This is a genomic window from Caulobacter zeae (assembly GCF_002858925.1).
Taxonomy (GTDB): domain Bacteria; phylum Pseudomonadota; class Alphaproteobacteria; order Caulobacterales; family Caulobacteraceae; genus Caulobacter; species Caulobacter zeae.
Genome location: NZ_PJRS01000011.1, coordinates 310,292 through 332,600, shown reverse-complemented (window position 1 = coordinate 332,600; position 22,309 = coordinate 310,292). Strand labels below are relative to the sequence as shown.

The following is a 22,309-nucleotide window of genomic DNA, read 5'->3' as shown; positions in this document are numbered from 1 at the left end:
GACGCCACCCTGACGAGGGCCGCCTCAGATGAGCGACACATCCCTGGACCTGCGCATCGCCGGCGCATCGCGCGGCTCGCCCCTGTTCGACCTGGTCATGCGGCTGCTCTCGGCGCGCTGGACCTGGGGAGAGCTGACGATCGTCACGCCGGGCGGCGAGCGCCGTCACCTCGCGGGCGCCGCCCCGGGCCTTGCCGCCACCATCGTCGTGCGCGACTTCCGCTTCGCCGCGCGGGTGCTGGCCAACGGCGACATCGGCTTCGCCGAAGGGTTCATGGCGGGGGAATGGGACAGCCCCGACCTCGCGGGGCTGCTGACGACCCTGGCCAACAACTACGACCACATCCGGCGCCTGTTCGACGGCGGCCTGCCGATGAAGCTCGCCAACTGGGCGTTCCATCGCTTGCGCGCCAACAGCAAGGCCGGGTCGCGGCGCAACATCCACGCCCACTACGACCTCGGGAACGCCTTCTACGGAGCCTGGCTGGACGAGACCATGACCTACTCCTCGGCCCGGTTCGAGCATCCGGGCCAGTCGCTGGAAGCCGCCCAGACGGCCAAGTACGAGAGTCTGGCCGCCCTTATCGACCTCAGGCCCGGCCACAGCGTCGTCGAGATCGGCTGCGGCTGGGGCGGGTTCGCGGAATTCGCGGCTGCCAGGATCGGCGCGCGGGTCACCGCCGTGACCATCTCGCGGGAACAGCACGACTTCGCGCGCCGCCGGATCTTCGAAGCCGGGCTGGCCGAGCGGGTCGACATCCGCCTGCTCGACTATCGCGACCTGACGGGCCAGTTCGACCGCGTGGCGTCCATCGAGATGCTGGAAGCGGTGGGGCGCGACTACTGGGGCGTCTATTTCGACAAGCTGGGCTCGCTGCTGAAGCCCGGCGGCCGCGCCGGGCTACAGGTGATCACCATCCAGGACGCGCTGTTCGACGAGTACGACGCCCGCACCGACTTCATCCAGCGCTACGTGTTCCCGGGCGGGTCGCTGCCCTCCGAGAACCGTCTGGCCCCGCTGATCGCCGCCCGGGGCCTACGCTGGCGCAGAACCGAGCGGTTCGGCCAGGACTACGCCCAGACCCTGGCGCTGTGGGCCCAGCGGTTCGAACGCGCCTACCCCTCCATAGCCGAGGGCTCGAAGAGCTTCGACGCGCGCTTCCGCAGGCTTTGGCTCTTCTATCTCGCCTATTGCGAGGCAGGCTTTAGAACCGGCCGCACCGACGTCATCCAGATGGCGATCGACAAGCACGGCTGAACGCCCTGCGACTGCGAGGCGGTTGAGCGCGCATTGAGCCAAATTGCAGGTCGGTTGTTGACGATAAAGCCCGCTGAGCGGTCTTCGTCCCAGGCGAAGATGTCGCGCCATCAGCTGCGCCTGGGCTTTGCCCTGACGCGAATTTCACGCGTTCTGAGCCTGCAGTTGCGGCGGGTGGACAATGGCGACGCGGGCGCCAGGCCCCGAACCATCCACGACGATCTCGGCCCTCAACTGCTTGGCCAGGGCCTGGATGATGCTCGAGCCGAGGCCAACCCTGACGGATACGCTTGCGGGCGGCATGCCCACGCCGTCGTCGGCGACCGACAGCGTCCAGCCGCCTTCCGAGGCGCTGTACTCCACCCAGATATGCCCGCTCTCGCGACCTGGAAATGCGTGCTTGAGGGCGTTGATGACCAGCTCGGTGACGATCAGCCCCATGCTTACCGAAACCTCCGCGGCCACCCAGTGCTCGTCACTGACGACGGAAAGGGTCAACTTCTCGGGGTTGGAGACCATCGAGGCGGCGATACCGTCGCACAGCGCCCTGAAGTAGGCCTTCAATTCCACCTCACCCGCACCCGACTCCACCAGTTGGCGCTGGAGAGCGGCGACCGACATCACGCGGCTGTGGGCGTCGGCGACATGGGCGCGGATCTCGGGGGACGTCGCGTTGCGAGCCGACTGCATCAGGATGCTGGCGATGATCTGCAGGCTGTTGGCGATCCTGTGCTGCAGTTCGTCGAACAGCACGGCCTTCTCGCGCACCAGGTCGTCCTTGACGCGGTCGGCGAGGCGCGCGTCCGTCACGTCGAAGATGGTCAGAAGCAGAAGCGGGTTGGCAGGATCGCCGTAGTCGAGCCGGCGCGCCCTGATCACCAGCCGCCTGGCGTCCTCGCCAGCTCGGACCAGATCCATCTCACCGGCCTCGACGGCGCCGCCCCCCTTCAGCGCGGCGGCGAGCAAGTCGCGCAACGACGGCGCGTTCCATTCGCCTTGGCCAAGGACGAACGCCGACAGGCCGACCGCCTCCTCCACGTCGATGCGAAAAGCTTGGGCGAAGGACTCGCTCGCCGCGACGATCCTGATGTCGCCGTCGAGCAGAAGTATGGGCGCGTCCGACGAGCCCACCAGGGCCTGGGCCAGGGCGTCGATGGGCGACGGAACGGGGCGAGCCTCATCGAGCATAGGGGATCCACGACCCGAAGGCTCTCGAAACGATAGCCGTTCCCGGGCGAGAGATCGGCGCGTGCGCCGGACTCTCAACGCGGCGCCGAAGCTTTAGTTCTAGCACAAATCGGGATCGGCTCCGACGCCCAGACCCAAGCGACGAAACCGCGCAGCCGGGAACCCGAACCATAGCGGCGCCGGAACGTTTTATCAGAACGGCTTTCGCTGGCGCTCACCCCGGCTCGGGGTTTCGAAAGGGCCCGCCATGTCACCGACCTTCGAAGATGCGCTGGAAGTGGTTCTCAGCCACCTCGACAATCCGCCGGCCGAGGGAACGCCGGAGGACGAGGCCTTTCTGGCCGCCCTCGGCGAGGTTCTCGTCGCCTCCCAAGGCGGTCTGGACAACGACGACGGTGCCAAGCAGGCCATCGTCATCGATGATGATCTACGAACCCGGCTTGAGGCCATCGCCCATCGCCGTCGCCTCAACCCGTTCGGCGAACACCCCGACGGCATCGGCCCGACGCTCGGCATGGACTTGAGGGTGAAGCCGCCGCAGTGAACATCGGCCCATCCGATAGCAACGACGCCCCCAGAACACTAGAAAAAAGCACGAGGATAAATAGCCATCCACGAGCTTAGATGAAATACAACAATCCGCCCAAGCCATATAAATTTGTCGCAATGATGAGCATCGCGCACATATTTTTACCGCCCTTCTCGTGGGTGAATACGAGTTATTATTTTATGGTAGAGGATTAGAATCCCGCAAAATCGACAGCCTTCGCAAAGAGTTCTCCGCGACTCCTGACATCTAGCTTTCGATAGGCGTGCTTGATGTGGGTGCGCAGGGTTTCGATCGAGATATCCTGCTTCTGGGCGATCTTTCCCGTCTCCAGCCCCGTCAGCATCATCGAAACGATTTGCGCCTCGCAAGGCGTGAGGTGATGGATCTGAAGCATCGCCTCGTAGGAAACCGGCCCGGCCATACGATGAGCGGCGAAGCCGATGCTGGCGTCGTCACCAATAATCAGTTGCTGCGCCCATAATAGCCATTGCTGACCAGCGCCTGCTGGCGTGATGGCATAGAGCGCCACGTCCAGCCCGACCTCCTGAAGCAATCGCGCGAGGATCGCGGCCGTCGCAGGATCCCCTGAAACCAAGTTGTCCTCGAAGGCCCTGAAGCTGCCGCCATCACGGACCATCCGGTAGGCGGCGTCGTTGGCCCAATGGATACGCCCGGATCGCGAGAGCAACATCTTGGCCCGGGGATCGGTATTGACCCAGGCCGTGATCGCGCGTGACCAGGCGGGGAGTATTCCGAACTCATCTTCGAACATGAAGACCGTCTGCTCCGAATCCAGATCGTCGGCCTCATCGCCCATGGCGACAAAGCCCGAGACGCCCACCCTCATCGCTTCCTCCCTCGTCGGCCGCGTCGCTTGATACGACTTCGACCCATGCATCGAGCATAAGAACTCGCGCACCAGCCCTACGATCCACTCTAACCATTAATAATCGAATTGGCATACCCGATCCGGGTGATACATCACCAAGTCAAAATAAATACAAGAATACAAAAATCTGGATTTTTAACAATTAGACTAGGCCGACACCCAGCCATGATCACATGACGCAAACTCAATTAATATTGCGAGATACGAATGAAAATGCGCCGAATATTTCTCTCTCGAAAGCAAAAATACAACCCCAGGGCGATCACTAGAAAGTCGCCCCTCCCAGCTAAAGAGCGAGCCCGCACGAAGTCGCGCCAACCAGTAGCGCCAGCCCCCACGAGCCGCTGCGCCGCTCGACCAAGCCCCCCCGAGGAGGGAGTTCACGCAGCAAACCATCATCCGGCGCGTTACTTCAAACGCGAAAATTATACTGGCCGCCTTATAAATATTACCTCCGCCTGAACCTCTACAAAATTTGACTAGGCGATAACAACTACCGCCTTCGACGATGCGGAGAACGCTCGACATTGAATAGATGCCATCGCCGCGATCGAAGTCGCGACCTCCTGCATTCAATCATTGAGGCGGGGCACCTAAATATTCGGAGAACATGATGCGTACCTACATCGTTGCGGCGGCAACCGCCGTCGCGGCCCTGCTGGCCATCCCGGCCGTGTCGAGCGCTCAGACCAACGTGACCGTCTCGACCAGCGTGACCAACTTCTGCGGCATCGGGCTGGCCAACGTCGCCGGCGGCAACGTCGCCGTCGCCAACGGCGCCCGCCAGAAGGTCACGACCCTGCGGATGTCGTGTAACGCCGCCACCGGCGCCAAACTGACGTCCAGCGCCGCCAACGGCGACTTCAAGTCCCCGGGCGGCGTGCTGATCAACTACGACTGGGACCTGTCGGTGCCGGAAATCCCCAGCCTGGGCTTCGCCGCGGTCGATACCTGGCCGGGCAGCCCGGCGATCATCACCAATTCGGGCGGCTACAGCCAGAAGCTCGCCGACGGCATCTACGGCGATCTGTTCCTGAACCTCTGCTACAACGTCCCGGGCGGCCCCGGCGTCGGCGGCACCCAGGGCGACCCGACCAACCCCGGCTCCTCGGGCTGCGCGGCGTCGCCGTCCGGTCCTGGCGCGGCCTCCGCTCCGGCCGGCACCTACACCGAAACCTTCACTTTCTCGCTCGATCCCGCCTGATCGAACCGGACGGGGGAGCGGCCCTTGGCCGCCTCCCCGACTTTTCCGAAATTTTCGCAGGGGGAGCGACATGCAAAGTCGAAGATCAGCAGCCACATTCCTGACGACCGCGGCCTTGATGATCTGCGCGACAGCGCCGGCCCGGGCCATGGACGTCTCACCGATGGTGTCCAAGATCACGCCAGCAGGCGCCGGATCCGCCTACCGGATGACCGTCAGGAACACCAGCGCCGTCCCGGCCACGGTTGAGATCGAGGTGTATCGCATGCAGGTCGATTCCGCCGGCGCGCGCAGCCTGGTGGAAGAAGACAACGACATCGTCACCTTTCCGGTCCAGTCGGTCATTCCGCCCAACCGCGAGCAGGTCATCCAGGTCCGCTATATGGGCGACCCGGTCGAAGAAGGCCGAATGTACCTGGTTCGGGCGGCACAGTTGCCGATCAACATGCAGACGACTCCGACCGACGGGGGCGCGGGCGCCGACGTCCAGGTCGCCTTCACGATCAACACCTATGTTTTCGTGGCGCCGTCCAAGGCCCGCGCCGCCGTCGAGGTAACCGCCGTGTCGCGCATGCCGAACGGCGACCTCGTCCTGTCGGCCCGAAACTCGGGGACCGGCTTTGCCTACCTGCGCGAAGCCAGGATCACCCTGACCACGGCGGACGGCCGAGCCCACGAAGTGCCGGCCGCGGACGTCGATGTTGGTCAGGTCAGCGTCATGGCAGCCGGCGCCACGCGCCAGATCCGGATACCGGCGCGTCTGATCTCGACCGTCGACGGCCAAATCACCGCTTCGATCGCGCTGCTGTGAGGACGAGACAATGGCACGCAAAGCGCGCGCCGGCGGGCGGTCCGGCGCACGAGGCGCGTTTCGCCGGCTGAGCGCGGTCGCCTGCCTAGGCGGCGGCTTGGCTTCCGTCGTCGACGCCGGCGCATTCCAGATGGCCGACGGGGCCATACAGACAGCGCCGTTCCACCTCATCGCCGCTGCCGACACGCCTCCCGGGGTGGGCCCCTCCCTCTTCGCTGGCGGCCAGGATCAGTCCCCCTCGACCAGACCCACGCCAGTGCTGAATCCTATCCAGGGTCCATTGACGCTGGACGGCAAATACCTGGGCGACGTCAGCGGGGAGGTCGATGCCCAGGGCGAAGGTCTCATCGACGCCAGCGCACTTATGGATCTGCTAGGCCCCCAACTGTCGCCCGCCATGCGCGAGACCCTTTCCAGCCGGATCGCCGCCCAGGCCAAGGTCGCCATGGCCGATCTTAGAAGCCCGACCTTCTCCCTGTCGTTCGATCCGCTGGCGCTAACATTCGTGGCGGCTCTAAGCCCCCAGGACCGCGCCCAGCGCAGGGTCAGCTTCTCCCAGAACGAGAACGTCGACCCCAAGGCCTTCGACCAGCCGAGGCGCTTCGCCGCTGGCGCCAACATCACTCTGGCCCAACTCTATTCCCACACTGACAGCCGCTTCTCGCCGCTACAGGGCGGCGTCGATATGTTCGCCAACTTCGGAGGCTTCGACGGCGTCACCCTGACGACGGGCGTCGACTACGACGGCGGCAGTTCCCAGCAGCGCTGGCGACGACGCGAGATCCGGCTGACCAAGGACGTCTTCCAGTCGGCCGTGCGCATCACCGCCGGCGAGTTCGCCCCGCCTGTGGAGAGCTTTCAAGGCTCTCGACGCTTTCTGGGAGTCTCTGTTGCGAGAGCCTACTCCACGATCCGCCCTTTCCAGAACGTCCGCCCGGCGGGGCGTCGCCAGTTCATTCTAGAACGACCCGCGCTGGTCGTCGTCGAGGTCAACGGTATCGTCACCGAGCGCATCCGCCTGGATGCGGGCCCCTACTCGCTGGGCGACTTTCCATTCGGCCAAGGCGCCAACACGGTCCGCCTTCTGGTCGAGGACGACAACGGCCAGCGCGAGATCGCCGTGTTCGATCTCTTCGGCGGAACAGGATTGCTCGATCCCGGCGTGGTTGATTTCGGCGTTTCGGTCGGCGTACTGGAACGCGACCAGCTCGAATACGGCTCGGCGCCCGCCATGACCGGCTTCGTACGCAAGGGCCTCAGCGACGTGCTGACCGTCGGCGCCAACGCTCAGGCGGCCAACGGCCGCGGCCAGGTCGGCGGCCTGGCGACCTGGGGGTCTCCGGCCGGCCTGATCCAGCTCAGCGGGGCGGCCAGCCATAACGGCGACACGGGCAGGAGCGGCCATGTCGCATCGGTCGACTACCTGCGCGAGGTCGCCTTCCGCAGGAAGGTGGACGCCCGTTTCGTCGCCTCGGCCCAGGCGACCAGCCGCTTTTTCCAGAGCGCCTTTGACACGTCGGCTGTCAACAGCGAACGATGGCGCGCCGCGACCAGGCTGCTGGTGAGATCCGGGCGTTACTCCGTCAACGCCGGCGTGGCCTTCGTGAAAGGGCGTGAACGGCCGGATCGCACGGACTACAGCCTGGCCTTCGGTCGCAGCTTCCAGCGCTTCGCCGTCAATCTGGCCTGGCAGCGCGGCTCCGCGAACGACGGACAGAAAGAAGACCGTGTCGGCGTAACCCTGACCTCGCGCTTTGGCGGGCGCTGGAGCACGGCGGCGCGCTATGACAGTGCGAACCGTTTCCGGGAAGTCGGCGTGTCCCGTGCATCTTCGGGCCGCTTGAACGATGTCAGCGGCGATCTGCGGCTCTCGCAGGACCGCGACAACAAGACCATCGCGGCCGACGTCCGCTATATCAACAATCGCTTCGACGCCGAACTCGTGTCCAACCGCCTGGTGTCGTCGGCCCCAGGCGGGACGACACGGCAGGAGTCGCTGTGGCGACTGTCGACCATGATCGGCTACACGGATGGCGCCTTCGGCGTCGGGCGGACCGCGCGCGAAGGCTTCATTCTGGCCACCCCGCACCCGACCCTGGCCAGATCACGGATCAGCCTCACCGACGCCAGCGGCCATCCCGTGGCGCATAGCGGCTGGCTAGGCCCCGCCCTTGCGGGCATCGATCGTGGCTATGGCGTACGGCGCTATGAGATCGAAGCCAACCCGCTCCCTCCTGGCTACGATCTCGGCGCCGGCGTGGTCAGCACCTTTCCCGGTTTCGGCAATGGATATCGCATCGTCGTCGGCAGCGACGCCTCGCGTACCGCGCGTGGCGTCCTGACATCCCCGTCGGGACCCGTTGGCCTGATGGGCGGCATGATCGAAGCCGTCGGCGGCGCGCCGGGCGCGGCGGGACGCCCCTTCTTCACCAATCGCAACGGCCGCTTCGTCGCCGACGGCCTGTCTCCCGGTCGCTACCGGCTGCTGATCCGCGGCCAGATCGTGGGCGAAATCAACATTCCGGCGAATGTGGAAGGAACAGTCGATGTCGGCGAAATCCGCATACCTCAGCCCATGCCTTGATCAACCGGACCGACGGCCTCGCCTGGCTTTGCTGATCGCCGCGCTGGTTCTAGCCGCCGCCCCGGGAGCTCAAGCCTGCGCCTTGGCGCTGGCCGGCGATCCTGGCACGGTCATCATCGACTACAATCCATTCGCCTCCGGCCCCTCGACAGGCGCGCTGGACTTGAAATTCAAAAACCAGGGCGGCGCCGACTGCGACCTGCGCCTTACACTCACCAGCGAAAACGGCGCCATCGCCGACGACCTGTCGCTCGGTGGAGTCGGCATACGGCTGCGGCCACGCGAGCTGTCGGGATTGAGAGCCTCCGACGTCAAGCCAGGCGCGTTCATCTTTCTCGTCCCGAAGGACTCGACGGCCGAGGCCCAGTTCGACGCCGCCATCACTGCTGACGCCGTGCCGGAGGCCGGGACCTATACCAGCGACCTCAAACTCCTGGTCGAGGATGTCGACGGCAACACCCTGTTGCCGTCGATCCCCATTCGCGTGCAGTTGGTGTCGACGCCGCGCGCGCAGTTGAACCTCGCCGGCGCCGCAGGCGTGTTCGGATCGGGCTCGAGCGTCGAGGTGGTGGATTTCGGCGAGGCGGTCACCGGCGCGACGCGGAACATCTTCGTTCAGGTGCGCGCCAACGCCCCTTCCACCCTGACCATCAAGTCCCAGCATGGCGGGATCATGCGACGCCTGGGAGACGTGGTGACGGACTCGACCGTCCCCTACGCTATCGAATTGGAAGGCGCGCCGATCGACTTGGCCGATACCTGGTCACGCGCGATCGACCCGCCGCGCACCCTGGCTGGCGCATCGCTGCCGATGCTCTTCAAGCTTGGAACGGTCACCGGACAGATGGCCGGACGATATCAGGACGTGGTCACTATCGATATCTCGCCAAATTGAGCCGGCATCCCCAAACTGGGGTAACTAATCATATCGGTTACCCCGCCAGACGCGACGTAGTACCAATCGTGGCGGGATTTGGCTGTTCAACCTCCACCACAGATCACGTCTGCTTCCCGAATATTTCGGGCGACGTTCCCTGTTCTGGGAGGCGATTGCGTAAACTCGGAGACCATACCGGTGCGACGCGCCTCGCCGAACCCGGTCGAAATCACGTGTTCGGAGGGGCACCTATGTACGAACAAGATATCGCGCCGACGCTCGATCAATGCGCCCCCACGGCTGCGGACCGGATCGCGGTCGAGCCCTGTTCGCTTGAAGCCCCAGCGCCTCAGGAAGACTGCGCCAACTGGTTCGAACACGACAGCATCGCGCGATACGTGCTCGATCATCAGGGAAACATTCTGCGCGCCAATGGTGCGGCCAGGCTTCTGACGGCGGCGGGCGTCCTCGGCTCGGGCGGCGTCTTCATCTGCCCTTCGCATCGCAATCGCGCCGAGTTCGACGTCCTGATCGCCCGCCTCGCCGACGACCGTCAAACGAACGGCCGCATGCTGTTCCGCGCCGGAGACGACGCCTGGTGCCTGCTGGACCTCGTCACTCTTCCAGGCTTGGACGCAAGAGTGTTCGCCACCGCCCGCCCCGCACGGTCCATCAGCGCCGAGGCGATCGAACCCTTGAGAGCCGTCTTCGGCCTGACACGCGCCGAAACCTCGGTGCTGTCCCATCTTACCTGCGGTGAGGCGCCAAAGGACATAGGGCGCAAGATGGACATGTCGATCCACACGGTACGCGCGCACCTACGTGCGATTTGCATGCGCATGGGGGTCAAAGGGATAAACGGCGCGCTGAGACTGAGCTTCCAGCTTGCCAATTGAACCGATCCGGCCCCGCTGCGGGCCGCAAGCTAGGCGCCGTCCCATACCCCCGTGTACGGCGTCGGGGCTGTCGCCCTCCCCCAAGGGCGGCGGCTGGACGGTGGAGTGGTCAGGTGACCCGCGTCTCGCCAAAAGCCGGTCAGCATCTGGCTGCTCCACCGTCGCAGTTACGGTTTCACCTCAGCGCGCCCAGCGTCTAGCCACGGGTGATGGAACGAACGTCCAGGAAAGTGGCCACGACACCGCTCGGTCGCTGCAGTTGGTTCCGGTAGGGGGCCAAGCGCATCAGATAGTCCGCATCCTGTTCCTCGTCGCGCACGCGGCGCTCGATCACCCGCGCATCGGCGAACACGGCCGTGACGTCGGCCGCCAAGGTCGGCAGCGCCACCCGGCTGGTGAGGTCGGTTATCGGCCTGCCCTTGTCCGTAGGCAGGATGTTGAACAGCTGCGCCATCGCAGGCGTGAAGCTGCGGATCACCATCCCCTCGCCGAGAAAGACCGTGGCGATCTGGCTGCTCTCGAACAGGTTCTGCAGGTCGGCATGCGCCTCATCCAGCGCCTCGACCTTGGCGTTTAGCTCGAGGTTGACGGTCTGCAATTCTTCATTGAGCGACTGGAGCTCCTCCTTGGAGGCCTCAAGTTCCTCGTTCGAGGACTGGCACTCCTCGTTGACCGACATCAGCTCCTCGTTGGAGGACTTCAACTCCTCCAGGGCGGTCTCGTACTCCTCGATCAGGGCCTGAAGTCGTTCGCGCGTATCACGCAACTCATGCTCAAGGTGGACGACTCCGGCCCGGTCGATACGAACCACGCCCGTCTCGGCCTTCAGGTCAAATGGATCGCCTTGATCGGTGAACATCACCAGCAGCAGAGGTTCGCTCGAGGCGCGCCCCGCGAGCGGTTCCACATCGATCCTGACGCGTTGAGCGCGACCGTCTCCGCTTTCCAGGACCATGCCTTCCCGCAGGGTGGGCTGCCCAGTTTCCTGAACCTGTCGCAACACTGTGCGAAGGTCCAGGCGCAAGCCTTTACGAGCCATGGCCAGCAACTGGCGATTGGGGGCGCCCATGGCCGCCTCCAGATACTTTCCGGTCTTGGCGGAATAGTAGACGACATCACCGTCACGATTGACCACGACATGGGCCGGAGCGAACCGCTCGAGCACCTGGCTCTCCACCGACTGGCGCAGGGCAAGACCCGCAGCAGAACCCGACTTGGCACGCTGGTCGTCGATGTAATAGCCCGGCTTACGGTCAACGATCATCAGCGGCCCCCGCACGGGAGCGGCGATCCCCTCGCGAGCCTGGAAGATGCGATGTTTTTTGTCGATGGGCGTGAAAAGTTCGCCGAACTGGCTGGCGTTTTCGGACATGCCCAGGAAGAGGAAGCCTCCAGGGCGAAGAGCATAGTGGAACGTCGGGATCACTCGGCCCTGAATCTCTGGGCCAAAATAGATGAGCAGATTGCGGCAGGAGACCATGTCCATCCGCGAGAATGGAGGGTCGCGTACGACGCTATGGGGTGAAAATACGCAGAGCTCGCGCACCTCCTTGGCCACCGCGTAGAGGTCCCCTTCAGCGAGGAAGAACCTGTTGCGTCGCTCCGGCGAGACGCCGTCCAAAAATGTATCCGGATAGCGGCCGGCCCGAGCGACGGCCAGGGCGCGCTCGTCGATGTCGGTGGCGAAGATCTGGACGCGCGGACTGACGCTGGCCCGGTCCATGTACTCGCAGATCAGCATCGCGATCGAGTAGACTTCCTCGCCGGTGGCGCAGGCCGGGATCCAAACGCGCACGGTTTCGTCTGCCCCGCGCCCCTCGAACAGACGCGGTATCACCTTGTCCTCCAGGGCGGCGAAAGCCGCCGCGTCGCGGAAAAAACTGGTGACGTTGATCAAAAGATCGCGAAAGAGCGCATGGACTTCCTTGGGGTCGTCCTTGATGCCTTCCACATACTCCCCCAGAGACGCCGAGTAACGGATCTGCATCCGACGCTGTACGCGACGCAGAAACGTCTTGGCCTTGTAGCCGGAGAAGTCGTGGCCGACCTGGGTGCGCAGGGTGGCGCAAATGTCCTGACGGGCCTCCTCCAGCGCCCCGGCGGGCTCGGCGTCGCCCAAGGCGGGAAATCCCTCCATCAGCGAGAAGCTGCGAGCGAAATTGGCAAGGTGCCGCCCCATCGCCTCGACGGGAACGGCCAGATCGACCAACCCGGTGGCGATGGCGCTTTCGGGCATGCTTGGATGACGGGGCCCGTGCCCGCCGGGAGCCTGGGCCAATGTCAGGCCCGCGGCCTCCTTGACAGCCTTGACGCCCAGCGCCCCGTCGCCGTCGCCGCCTGACAGGATCACGGCCGCGGCGTACTCGCCTTGGTCCTCGGCTAGGGCCGCCAGGAAAACATCGATCGGCTTGCGCTCTCGACCAGCTTGGCTTTCCTTCAAGGAGACGAGGCGACCGTCATGAATGCCCAGCAACATGTCAGCCGGCATGACGTAGACATGGTCAGGACGGACCTGCGCGCCATCGCAGGCGATCTCGACCGGTAGGGCGGTATAGCGGGCGATGACCTGATGCAGCAGGCTCTGCCGCTCGGGATTGAGGTGAGTGACCACGACATAGGCTACGCCGGCCTCGGCTTGGATGCCCTGGAAGAACCCCTCCAACGCCTCGATTCCCCCGGCGGACGCACCAAGGCCGGCGATCGGAAAGCGGGCGGCCGGTGCGGACATGGACGGACTTTCCTTATGAGCGCCCAAAGGTTCGGCGCCGCATCGGCGGACAGGACCCACGCCCTTGCCGGGAGTCGCCCAAGGAGACGATCTGAAATCCGCCAGGACAACCATAACAGATCACCCCTGGCGGTCAGCCCCTCACAAGCCGCGGTGTCGCGCTTACCCAGCAGCCACCTCACTGCCCGTATCGATGGGAGCCTTCTCAGGCGGCAACGCGCGGACTTGGCGCCGTGTTGTCAGGCCGCGCTTAGGCAGAATCCGAAAGACAAGGGGAAGCGCCAGCGCCAGGGTGGCGCATGAAGCGGCTGCGATGAAGAGATAAGGCATGCTTCGTCTCCGACCGGCGTACGATGCGATTCCGGGCGACCTTCCAAGGAACGTCGCCCGGCGCTGTATTGCGGATCTCAGCGATCGTCGCGGAAATCGCCGCTGATGCTGTCGCTCAACCGATCGAGCCGAGCGGTGATGATCGCCCGCCCTCTGGGACCAAGATCGCCTTGACGGTTGCGCAAGGATCGCTCCTGACGCTCGATCGCGGCCAGGGTTCGTGTCGCCTGGCCGGCCTCGGCCCGGCTCAGGCGTCCGCTATAGGCGCCGCGATTGATGCGCTCGGCCAGTTGCGCCTGACGATCGTCGATGCTGAGCCTGCCGCGGCCGTCGGGATATTGACCGGCGGGATAGTCGGCGCGCGGGCGGCGAGCATCCGTCGAGACCCAGCCGCCACGGGCGTCGTAGTAACCGACCGTCTCGCCACGCACCCAGCGCCCGTTGGCGTAATAGCCCGGCTGAGGATCAGCGATCCAGGCTCCGTTGGCGGCGCGCCGTCCGCTCGGCTGGCCCGGCATCCAGCGTCCGTTGGCGTCGTAGCGACCGCTGGCTGCGCCTGCGATCCAGCGACCGGACCTGTCATAGTAACCGGAAGCGGCCGAGACCCAGCGACCGTCCTGGGCGTAGTAGCCGGTGGCCGAGGCTGGAACCCACAGACCGTTGGCATAGTAGCCGGACGCCTCGACGTCGGTGCTCGCCTGCATCCAGCGCCCGTCGGACGCGTAGTAGCCGCGTGGAGCCCCGTCGACCCAGTCGCCGTTGCGATCGAAATAGCCGGAAGCCTCGCTTCGCGAGACGGCGTTGGCGTGCCAGGCGCCCTGATTATCGTAGAAGCCATAGGCGCGGGCGCAGTCGGGACGCCCCTTGGCGACCTGATTACCGATCAGGGCGCCAGCGATGCCGCCGATAACGGCCCCTTCGCCACGATCGCCGCGGCCCGCCACGGCGCTGCCTGCCGCCGCCCCGACACCCGCGCCGAGGAGGGTTCCGGCCACACGATTGCTCTGTCGCTGCTCGCAGGTCTGTTGCGCGAGCGCGACGGCGGGAATGAGGGCCGCGGCGCAGACGCCGGCGACCAGGAGTTGGATACGCATTTTGTGGGATTCCTTGGGATGAGACATACTCCTCCCGACCCACATCAAATGGTGATCAAGTTAGCAATATTCAAGGGCAAATCAAAATATAAATCACAAAAACGAACTAATTTAATTCAGTAATTACGGAACAAACTCGCCCCTATCAGCAGCAATTATATTTTCATAATTCAAAATAATTATCCACCCCCCACCAAGCGTAAGCGCGGCGCCTGCTCAGCCGCAGCTGGTTACTTCAGGAGACCAGCCGCGCGCAGCGCCTTGGCGATTACGTCTTGGACGCCTGCGGGCACGTGGCTGACAGCTTTCATGACCCCCTCTCCCAGACCGCCGATCTCGGGACGTTCCGGCTGGGCTGCAGGCTGCGTCGGCGCGATCGTTTCCAGCGCACGCTCGGCCCCTCCATCGCCGCTCCGCTCGCCGCGCCCTTCGTCGATCTTCCAGAACCTGACGATCTCCAGGGACGAGGAAATCCCCGCCTCAAGCAAGAAGGGCCCCGCCTTGCCGACATCGCCGGCGCGCTTCATGGAAAGCGGGGCGCCATGGCCAAGGCCGCGAACGATGTTCAACTCGACGAGCGGCTCCCCCCCGGCGGACCGCCAGGTCGAGCGGGTTCCATGCGCCAGCGGCTCCACCCGATGCGGCGCGATGGGCAGCCCTTGCAGTGCGACCCACTGCTGGGCCAAGTCATGAGCGTTCTGGACATGCACGGTGCGGTCGGCGTCGCCGTGCCAGATCGACAGCCGGGGCCGGGAGCCGCCCTGGTGGAAGGCGGGAACCAGAGCGGCGAAATCCGCGCCTGAACGAGCAGCGGGCCGGTTCATGACCTGCATCGCGCTCTGGACGTTGCGGGCCACGCCATAAGGCAGGCCCGCAATCACGGCGCCGCCCGCGAAGAGGTCGGGATAGACAGCCAGCATCACCCCCGCCATCGCCCCGCCCGCCGACAATCCCGTGACGAAGACCCGCTGCGGATCAAGATCATGAGCGTCGAGTAGATGACCGACCATCGCCGCGATGGAAGCGCCCTCTCCCTTGCCTCGCCGGATGTCGCCCGCCAGGAACCAGTTGAAGCAGCGATTGGGATTGTTGCTCTGAGCTTGCTGCGGCGCGAGGATCATGAAGCCCATGCGGTCGGCCAGGTCTAGCCAGCCGGCGCCTTCGGCATAGGCCGCAGCGGTCTGGGTGCAGCCATGCAGGACGACCACGAGCGGCGATCCCGACGCCAAGCCTTCGGGCCGATAGCTCAGCATCGTCAGGTGACCAGGATTGACGCCGAAATCGTCCGTGCGCTCCAGGCGCCCGATCGCGTCTGGAGCGGAGAACGAGGCGCGACGCAGGCGCGCCAGCATAGCGGTGGTGTCGCCGAGGCTCGGCATGGTGATGTCCTGAAAACAGCGAGGCGGAAAAGCCGCCGCCCAGTTCAAATGCTGCAACGCAGCAAAGGCGCCATCACGCTCGATCACGTCTTTCGGCGAAAACGGAAAAGGCGCCCCGACCACCGGGCATGCCGAGGTCGGGGCGATAGCTTCTAATACTCTCGACGGACCGGATCGGCGACGCCGCGATCCTCGGGTCGGACCACCTCGTCATCGATCAGCAGGTCGTCGCCCCGGCGCGTCGCAAACGAGCGATCCTCGCCGTAGAGGGTGCGCTCGCGACCGATCTGCTCGGCGCTATAGGGAGCTGCCGAGGGATCAAAGCCCGTCCAGCCATCCTGGCGGTAGGCCCCGCCGCGACGCTCGGCGTCCACGCCTCGCCCTTCGTTAAGAATCCGCTCGACAGAGGCGATCTCGTCGTCCTGCGCCCTGACGCTGACCAGGGCGCCGCCGCGCCGCACGCCCTCGGTATAGACGTTGGCCTCGTCATCGCTGTGACCGGCCTCCTTCAGAGCGCCTAGCAGCCCGCCCGTGGCGCCGCCGGCCGCCGCGCCGACGGCCGCTCCGACCGCCGTGGCCGCGAGCCAGCCGGCCGCGACGACGGGTCCCAGGCCGGGAATGGCCAGCATGCCGAGGCCGGCCAACAGGCCCGCGCCGCCGCCGACCAGTCCGCCCGCGGCCGCCCCCTTGCCGGCGCCGTCGGCGACGTCGTTGTCACCGTCGCCATCGTGATCTCCCAGCGGACCACCGGCCCTGCGGCCGTCGCCATGCCAGTTGTCGGTGTTGTCGGAGACCAGGCTTATACGGTCTTCGGCGACGCCGTAGTCCTTGAGGTCCGCAATCGCGGCGAGCGCGTCGGTGTGACTGTCGAACAGCCGGGTAATGGTCTTGCTCATGTGGTTTTTCCCAGAAAGATTGTGATTTGAGGCGAGCAAGGGCGGCCGAGCCTAGAGCTCGGTGATCGCACCCTTGTAGTCGATGGAGACATTGACCTTGCGGCCGTCCTTGGTGGCTTGCCCCTGCCAAAGGCCGTTGGCGTTCTGGTTGAGAGGGCCCAGTTCGCTGTAGCCGGCCTTTTGAATGGCGGCCCGCGCCTGGTCGGCGGTGTAGGAACTGGCGCCCGGCGTCGGACCGGTCTCGCCGGTCGTCGGCGCGGTGTCGACCGCCGCATTGCCCGGAGCAGCCGGCGCGGACACGGCCGGCCCCTCGACCTTCTCGTGGTCGGCGTTCTTCTGGCCGCAAGCAGCCAGCAGCATCGCGGCGATCGCAACGCCAATCGTGGTTTTCAGCATGTTCATGGATCTCCGAGAGGTCAGGGGATAAGCCTTCCGGACCGAACACGGTTGCATCACGATTATAAATTCACACCGAAGCTAGATAATTAGCCATGCAGAAAGCCAAAAAAGATCGAAATAAAATTGACATGCCAATTTTGGCACTAAAATACATTTAGTTCTTTCTGGAATTCGGCAATATTGCTTTCAGATTTTGCTCATCAAGAGCAACCAGCCTCGCCGCTTCGGCGAGGGCCGACTGGAGCCTGGTCTTGAAGCCGGCGACCACATCGCCCTCGCCCTTCTGCATGGCCCGATATCCCGCCAGGGCCACGTGCGCCGGATCGGTCCTGCCGGAATGTCGTCGCCGCGCGGCGTCCAGAGGGTCGGCATCGGCGAAGACGCCTTCATCCGTCGGGCCTGGCATCAGGCAACTCACCGTGACGCTGGTGTCCTTTAGTTCGTTGCGCAATGACCAGGCGAAACTGTCGAGGAACGCCTTGCTGCCATTATAGACGGCCTGGAACGAGCCCGGCATGAAGGCGGCGATGGACCCCGTGATCAGGATCCTGCCTCGGTCGCGCTCGCGCATGTCCCTGGCCAGATGCTGGATCAGATAGACGGCGCCGATAACGTTGGCGTCGATCACCAGTCGCGCCTCGGTCCAGTCCTGATCCAGAAAGCCGTAGCCCAGACCACGGTCAGCATTGATCATCAGAGCGTCGACAGGACGATCGGCGACCAGCTCGACGAGTTCATCCACGCCCTGAATCGTCGAAAGGTCGACCTGCAGCGCATAGACCCGTCCTCCGTACTGGTCGAGCCCAGCCTTGGCTTCGACGATCGAGGACAGGTCCGCGACGATGACGAGGTCATAGCCGTCCTCGGCAGCCAGACGGGCCAGTTCATATCCCACGCCAGAAGCAGCGCCGGTGACGACGGCCAGCGGCCTGAGGTCATCGATCATCTGGCGTCCATTCGCGGAGGAGGCTTGCGAGCAGGCGCGGGCGACGCGCCGCCTTTCAGCCGGCAAGCGAGGGTTTCGTTTTTCATGAGATATCTCCCGCTCAGATAACCACCCTGTCCTCCTGGCGTTCCCCCTTTCAAACCAAACACTTGCTATGTCGGGCAATCGACATTCCACCGGAAACGCAAGGTTGGCTTCCCTCCCGGATCAACAGTCGCCACGGCGCGTTGGATGCTCGGACCATTAAGGGACGCATCATGAACGACCAGGCCGCCGACAAGCCCTTCCTCAGCGACGTGCAGACCTTGCGCGCCAGGGCGCGGGAACACCTCGAGGACGGCGCTCTGACGCCCGCCTATGGCGGCGACGTCAACAAGACCATCGAGATCCTGCAGACCGTGCTGGCCACCGAACTGGTGTGCGTGTTGCGCTACACCCTGCACTCGATCATCGCCTCGGGCATCTCAAGCCAGGGCCCCAAGGCCGAATTCGCCGAGCACGCCAAGGAAGAGCACGCGCACGCCCTGGCCGTCGCCGAGCGCATCACCCAGTTGGGCGGCACGCCGAACTTCAGTCCGGAAGGCCTGGCCACCCGTTCGGCCTCGCAATATGTCGAGGGCGAGAACCTGATCGACATGATCAAGGAGAACCTGATCGCCGAACGGATCGCCGTGGAGCACTATCGCGAGCTGATCCGCTATTTCGGCGACGACGATCCGACCACGCGGGTGATGCTGGAGGGCATCCTCGCCGTCGAGGAAGAGCATGCCGACGACATGCACGACCTCTTGGTCGCGCATGAAGGCACGCCGATGCTCGAGGACGCCTGAGTTGTCCGCACAGGCCGCGCTCGCGACGTCATCACCCCCGCTGTCGGCCGCAAAGGTGCTGGCCGCCCTTCGCAAGGCCGTTCCCGTCATTCGGTCCCGCGCCGCCGACCTGGACGCCCACAGCGCCTTCCCCGCCGCGGACGTCGATTTCCTGGCCCAGATCGGCGCCCTTGAGGTGATGGCTGGCGCCACGCCCTCCCCCCGCGAATTGATGGAGGCGCTGCGCCTTGTCGGACGGGCCAACCTCAGCCTGGGCCGGATCTTCGAGGGCCACGTCAACGGCGCCCGCCTGATCGCCTGGCACGGCTCGGCCGAACAGAGACGGACCCTGGACGCAGACCTGGCCGCGGGAAAGGTCCTGGGCGTCTGGAACACCGAGCCTGCGCCTGGCGTGACGATCGCCGAAGGCGGACTTCGAGGCGCCAAGTCCTACGCCACAGGCGCGGGTCACATAGACATCGCCGTGGTGACCGCCGCCACGTCGGAGGGCAAGCAGATGGTGCTGACGCACGCCGCAGATCCGGCCCGCGCCGATCCATCGGCCTGGCGGGTGCGGGGCATGAGGGCGACGGTCAGCGGGACTTACGACCTCACCGGCCTGCCCGTGAATGCGGCGACGCGACTGGGCGCGCCAGGCGATTACGAATGCGAGCCGCGCTTCTCGGCCGGCGCATGGCGCTTTACGGCGGTGCAGCTTGGCGGGGTGGAGCACGTGCTGACCCTGCTGCGCGATCACCTGGCGGCCTCGCCTGCCGGCCAGGACCCTATTCACCGCGCCCGCTTCGGCAAGGCCCTGGCGGCCGCCCGATCGGCCTATCTGTGGGTGCGCGAGGCCGCCGATCGGGCCGAGGCCCCGAACGCGGGACCCGAAACGATCAGCTTCGTCCTGATGACCCGAGGCGTCGTCGAGGAGGCAGGCCTTGCCGTTATGGAAGCGGCTGCGCGCAGCGTCGGGACGCGAGCCTTCTTCGTTGACAACCCCCTGGATCAGGCCTGCCGCGATCTGGCGCTCTATCTGCGCCAACCGGTTCCGGACCAGGCGCTGGACCGCGCGGCGGCGGCTTTCCTGGCGCAGGACGCATGGGCGGACGATCCCCTGTGGTGACGGCGCTTGGCGAACCGGCCTGGGCCGCCCTGGTCAACCAGGCCTTCAATCTTGAGGCCAAGGTGCTGGACGGCCTGTCACCGTTCCTGATCCTGGCGCCGCATCCCGACGACGAGACGCTTGGCTGCGGCGGCCTGATCGCCCGTGCGAGCAAGCTGGGCCTGAAACCTCGCGTGGTCTACCTCACCGACGGCGAGGGGTCGCACAGGGGCTCGGCCACCTGGCCGCCGAGGCGGCTGGCTCGCGCCCGGCGGCAAGAGGCCCTGGCGGCCCTCGACATTCTTGGCGTTCCGCCCGACGACGTCCACTTCGTGGGCTGGCCGGACGGTGCGCCCCTCCCCCGCGATCAGGCCGCCTATGCCGACACGCTGCGCGACCTGCGCGAATGGTCCGACCGCTTCAAGCCGTGGAGCGTCTGGGCGCCGTGGCGTCATGAACAGCATTGCGACCATGTCGCAGCCAATGTTCTGGCTTCGGACTACATCGCCTCGATCGACACCCGCGAGCCGGTGAAGATGGAGTACCTGGTCTGGGGTTGGGCCGATCCGGACCTGGCTCACCGCCACGGGGCCAAAGGCGTCTGGGGCCTGATGTGCGGCGACGAGATCGCTCGGCGTCGACGGGCCCTGGCCTGCCACGAAACCCAGATGACGCCGCTGATCCAGGACGCCGCCGAGAGTTTCAGGGTGTCGCCCGAACTGGCGGCTCTGACCGAGCGGCCGGTCGAGATCTTTCTGGAGTGCCGCCGTTGAGGAAGACCCGCTCGCTCGAGCCCGGCTATTTCGAGGGCCTCTACGCGGCCAATCCCGACCCATGGGGTTTCGAAACCAGCGATTACGAGCGCGAGAAGTATGAAGCCACCCTCGCCGCCCTTGGCGGCGAGCAAGCCACGCGGGGCCTGGAGGTCGGCTGCTCGATCGGCGTCCTGACCCGGCGGCTGGCCGCGCGCTGCGACCACCTGCTGGCGCTCGACGTCTCGGCGACTGCGCTCAAACAAGCCCGTCGGCGCTGCACGGATCTGGCCAATGTGCAGTTCGCCCAGCTTCAGATTCCCCAAGATGACGTCGCCGGCGCCTTCGACCTGATCGTGTTGTCGGAGGTCGCCTATTATTGGGACGACGCCGATCTGGCCCTGGCGGCCAAGGCCTTTGGCGCAGCGCGCGTTCCGCACGGCCGCATCCTGCTGGTCCACTGGCTGGGCGAGACCGACTATCCCAAGACCGCCGACGAGGCCGTCGAGACCCTCCGAGCCCACCTGGGCGAGGCCATCAGCGTCGAGACGGCGCAACGCAACGCCGACTATCGCCTTGACCTGTGGCGCTGGATCTAGCCGGCTTTCGCCAGCATCAGCCGCTCGCGCCCGATCCGCACGAGGGCGCGCGCCCTGTCGACCTCGGTCGGAAGATCCGCGAAGGTCAGGGCCGGTCCGCATGTCGCCAGGCCGAGCGCGACATTGAGCGGCGGCGCCTCATGAATGGGTTCGTCGATGGCCTGGCGTCCCCACAAGTCCAGCGTATCGGAAGTTCCTCCAACGGCGCGACCGGCCAGGCGACAGGAGGTAAAGACCTTGACGTCGATCGGATGGCGCACCCTCCCGCCGGCGGCCCGCACGGCTTCGAACAGCGCCTTGTCCTCCCCGACCGGCGGGGCGGGCGCGCCGCCGATCCGGGCGTACACGCCCAGGGTCAGGGCCATGCTGGCGCCCCCTTCATAGGAATGGTGCGGCCAAGCCTCGCCGCTCCGCCCCGCTCGCAAGGCGTCGAGGGCGGCATAGTAGCGGCGAAGCAGGGCCAGGCGCGCGCGATGCTGGCGATCCAGCCCGCGAAGCTCCGTCCCCTTCAGCCGCGCCAGCCCAGCCACCGCGTCGTAGCCGGCGTCGACATGGTCCAGCGTCCGTAACAGCCAGTCGCCGGCGACCTGGGTGTCGGCGTCGGTGGTCGCCAGCAGGTCTTCGGGCGATATGAGAAAGGCCGAGGCGGCCTCAAGCGCCGCTCGCCTGGCGCCGCCGGCATGCGCCTGGTCCGAAGCCAACCGCATCTCGACGACCTCGACGTCTGCGCCCATCCGTCGGGCAAGCGCGGCGGTTTCGTCCGAGCAGTTGTTGGCCAGCACCACAATGCGGAGCGAGGCGATCCGTTCGTCGCGCTCCATCGCCAGCAAACGTCCAAGGCAGACCTCTATCCAGGCCGCCTCGTTCTGCGCAGGCACGGCCACCGCCACGTGTCGCCTCACGACCAGATCCGTGCGCATCGCGTTCCGCTCCTTCACGTCCGGCGAAAGCGCGCGGCGGGTTGCAAACTCTTCGAAGCCAAGAAGGTTCGAACCGAGGCGCCGACTAAATAAAT

Annotated in this window: 20 protein-coding genes; 11 read left to right on the top strand and 9 right to left on the bottom strand. The window is 65.5% G+C overall.

The genetic code is table 11. From position 1 onward, the window contains the following. Nucleotides 1-28 precede the first annotated feature (28 nt). A complete protein-coding gene (locus SGCZBJ_RS06300) occupies nucleotides 29-1,258 on the top strand; it encodes an SAM-dependent methyltransferase (protein ID WP_101717153.1) in 1,230 nt (409 codons plus the stop codon). A gap of 144 nt (nucleotides 1,259-1,402) precedes the next feature. Here SGCZBJ_RS06300 and SGCZBJ_RS06295 read toward each other — a convergent pair whose 3' ends face one another. After that, nucleotides 1,403-2,446 (bottom strand): sensor histidine kinase, encoded by a 1,044-nt coding sequence (locus SGCZBJ_RS06295; RefSeq protein WP_101717152.1) that lies wholly within the window; start codon nucleotides 2,444-2,446, stop codon nucleotides 1,403-1,405. Nucleotides 2,447-2,693: 247 nt separating this feature from the next. On the opposite strand from SGCZBJ_RS06295, the gene SGCZBJ_RS06290 reads away from it, so the two are divergent. Next, a complete protein-coding gene (locus SGCZBJ_RS06290) occupies nucleotides 2,694-2,990 on the top strand; it encodes a hypothetical protein (RefSeq protein ID WP_101717151.1) in 297 nt (98 codons plus the stop codon). Nucleotides 2,991-3,186: 196 nt separating this feature from the next. Here SGCZBJ_RS06290 and SGCZBJ_RS06285 read toward each other — a convergent pair whose 3' ends face one another. Then, on the bottom strand, nucleotides 3,187-3,843 hold the full coding sequence (locus SGCZBJ_RS06285; protein WP_165799256.1) for a response regulator transcription factor: 657 nt from the start codon (nucleotides 3,841-3,843) through the stop codon (nucleotides 3,187-3,189). A gap of 655 nt (nucleotides 3,844-4,498) precedes the next feature. Between SGCZBJ_RS06285 and SGCZBJ_RS06280 the strand changes: the two genes are divergently transcribed. The 5 genes from SGCZBJ_RS06280 to SGCZBJ_RS06260 all read left to right on the top strand — a co-directional run bounded on the left by SGCZBJ_RS06280 (nucleotide 4,499) and on the right by SGCZBJ_RS06260 (nucleotide 10,257). Beyond that, nucleotides 4,499-5,089, top strand: coding sequence for a hypothetical protein (locus tag SGCZBJ_RS06280; protein ID WP_101717149.1), 591 nt, complete (start codon nucleotides 4,499-4,501; stop codon nucleotides 5,087-5,089). 118 nt (nucleotides 5,090-5,207) lie between these two features. After that, on the top strand, nucleotides 5,208-5,900 hold the full coding sequence (locus SGCZBJ_RS06275) for a fimbrial biogenesis chaperone (protein WP_476695733.1): 693 nt from the start codon (nucleotides 5,208-5,210) through the stop codon (nucleotides 5,898-5,900). 97 nt (nucleotides 5,901-5,997) lie between these two features. After that, nucleotides 5,998-8,484: a fimbria/pilus outer membrane usher protein gene (locus SGCZBJ_RS06270; RefSeq protein ID WP_165799254.1), complete on the top strand. Its 2,487-nt coding sequence runs from the start codon at nucleotides 5,998-6,000 to the stop codon at nucleotides 8,482-8,484. After that, on the top strand, nucleotides 8,447-9,379 hold the full coding sequence (locus SGCZBJ_RS06265) for a hypothetical protein (RefSeq protein ID WP_133149201.1): 933 nt from the start codon (nucleotides 8,447-8,449) through the stop codon (nucleotides 9,377-9,379). Before SGCZBJ_RS06270 ends, SGCZBJ_RS06265 begins: the two co-directional genes overlap by 38 nt. Nucleotides 9,380-9,612: 233 nt before the next feature. Then, nucleotides 9,613-10,257, top strand: coding sequence for a helix-turn-helix transcriptional regulator (locus tag SGCZBJ_RS06260; RefSeq protein ID WP_101717145.1), 645 nt, complete (start codon nucleotides 9,613-9,615; stop codon nucleotides 10,255-10,257). 196 nt (nucleotides 10,258-10,453) lie between these two features. On the opposite strand, the gene SGCZBJ_RS06255 is transcribed toward SGCZBJ_RS06260, so the two are convergent. From SGCZBJ_RS06255 to SGCZBJ_RS06230, 6 genes are all read right to left on the bottom strand, one after another. Beyond that, nucleotides 10,454-12,985, bottom strand: coding sequence for a CheR family methyltransferase (locus SGCZBJ_RS06255; protein WP_101717144.1), 2,532 nt, complete (start codon nucleotides 12,983-12,985; stop codon nucleotides 10,454-10,456). 407 nt (nucleotides 12,986-13,392) lie between these two features. Then, nucleotides 13,393-14,409 (bottom strand): glycine zipper 2TM domain-containing protein, encoded by a 1,017-nt coding sequence (locus tag SGCZBJ_RS06250; protein ID WP_240621426.1) that lies wholly within the window; start codon nucleotides 14,407-14,409, stop codon nucleotides 13,393-13,395. Nucleotides 14,410-14,639: 230 nt separating this feature from the next. Beyond that, nucleotides 14,640-15,875 (bottom strand): extracellular catalytic domain type 1 short-chain-length polyhydroxyalkanoate depolymerase, encoded by a 1,236-nt coding sequence (locus tag SGCZBJ_RS06245; RefSeq protein ID WP_101717142.1) that lies wholly within the window; start codon nucleotides 15,873-15,875, stop codon nucleotides 14,640-14,642. Nucleotides 15,876-15,940: 65 nt separating this feature from the next. Then, complete coding sequence (locus SGCZBJ_RS06240; RefSeq protein ID WP_101717141.1) at nucleotides 15,941-16,684, bottom strand: hypothetical protein; 744 nt, start codon at nucleotides 16,682-16,684, stop codon at nucleotides 15,941-15,943. 51 nt (nucleotides 16,685-16,735) lie between these two features. Next, the gene (locus tag SGCZBJ_RS06235; protein WP_240621425.1) at nucleotides 16,736-17,086 is read right to left on the bottom strand and encodes a hypothetical protein; all 351 of its coding nucleotides are present in this window, start codon (nucleotides 17,084-17,086) and stop codon (nucleotides 16,736-16,738) included. Between the two features lie 151 nt (nucleotides 17,087-17,237). Beyond that, entirely contained in the window at nucleotides 17,238-18,029 is a 792-nt protein-coding gene (locus SGCZBJ_RS06230; protein ID WP_101717140.1) for an SDR family NAD(P)-dependent oxidoreductase, read from the bottom strand. Nucleotides 18,030-18,286: 257 nt separating this feature from the next. Between SGCZBJ_RS06230 and SGCZBJ_RS06225 the strand changes: the two genes are divergently transcribed. From SGCZBJ_RS06225 to SGCZBJ_RS06210, 4 genes are read left to right on the top strand one after another with little or no spacing between them, the layout of a single operon-like run. Then, nucleotides 18,287-18,859, top strand: coding sequence for a ferritin-like domain-containing protein (locus SGCZBJ_RS06225; protein ID WP_101717139.1), 573 nt, complete (start codon nucleotides 18,287-18,289; stop codon nucleotides 18,857-18,859). Between the two features lies 1 nt (nucleotide 18,860). Beyond that, nucleotides 18,861-19,964: an acyl-CoA dehydrogenase family protein gene (locus SGCZBJ_RS06220; RefSeq protein ID WP_133149200.1), complete on the top strand. Its 1,104-nt coding sequence runs from the start codon at nucleotides 18,861-18,863 to the stop codon at nucleotides 19,962-19,964. Continuing rightward, entirely contained in the window at nucleotides 19,940-20,716 is a 777-nt protein-coding gene (locus tag SGCZBJ_RS06215) for a PIG-L deacetylase family protein (protein WP_101717137.1), read from the top strand. Before SGCZBJ_RS06220 ends, SGCZBJ_RS06215 begins: the two co-directional genes overlap by 25 nt. After that, nucleotides 20,713-21,294, top strand: a complete 582-nt coding sequence (locus SGCZBJ_RS06210; protein WP_101717263.1) for an SAM-dependent methyltransferase — start codon at nucleotides 20,713-20,715, stop codon at nucleotides 21,292-21,294. Before SGCZBJ_RS06215 ends, SGCZBJ_RS06210 begins: the two co-directional genes overlap by 4 nt. Here SGCZBJ_RS06210 and SGCZBJ_RS06205 read toward each other — a convergent pair. Further along, nucleotides 21,291-22,214: a glycosyltransferase gene (locus SGCZBJ_RS06205; RefSeq protein WP_101717136.1), complete on the bottom strand. Its 924-nt coding sequence runs from the start codon at nucleotides 22,212-22,214 to the stop codon at nucleotides 21,291-21,293. The two genes, SGCZBJ_RS06210 and SGCZBJ_RS06205, sit on opposite strands and share 4 nt — an antisense overlap. Between the last annotated feature and the right edge of the window lie 95 nt (nucleotides 22,215-22,309).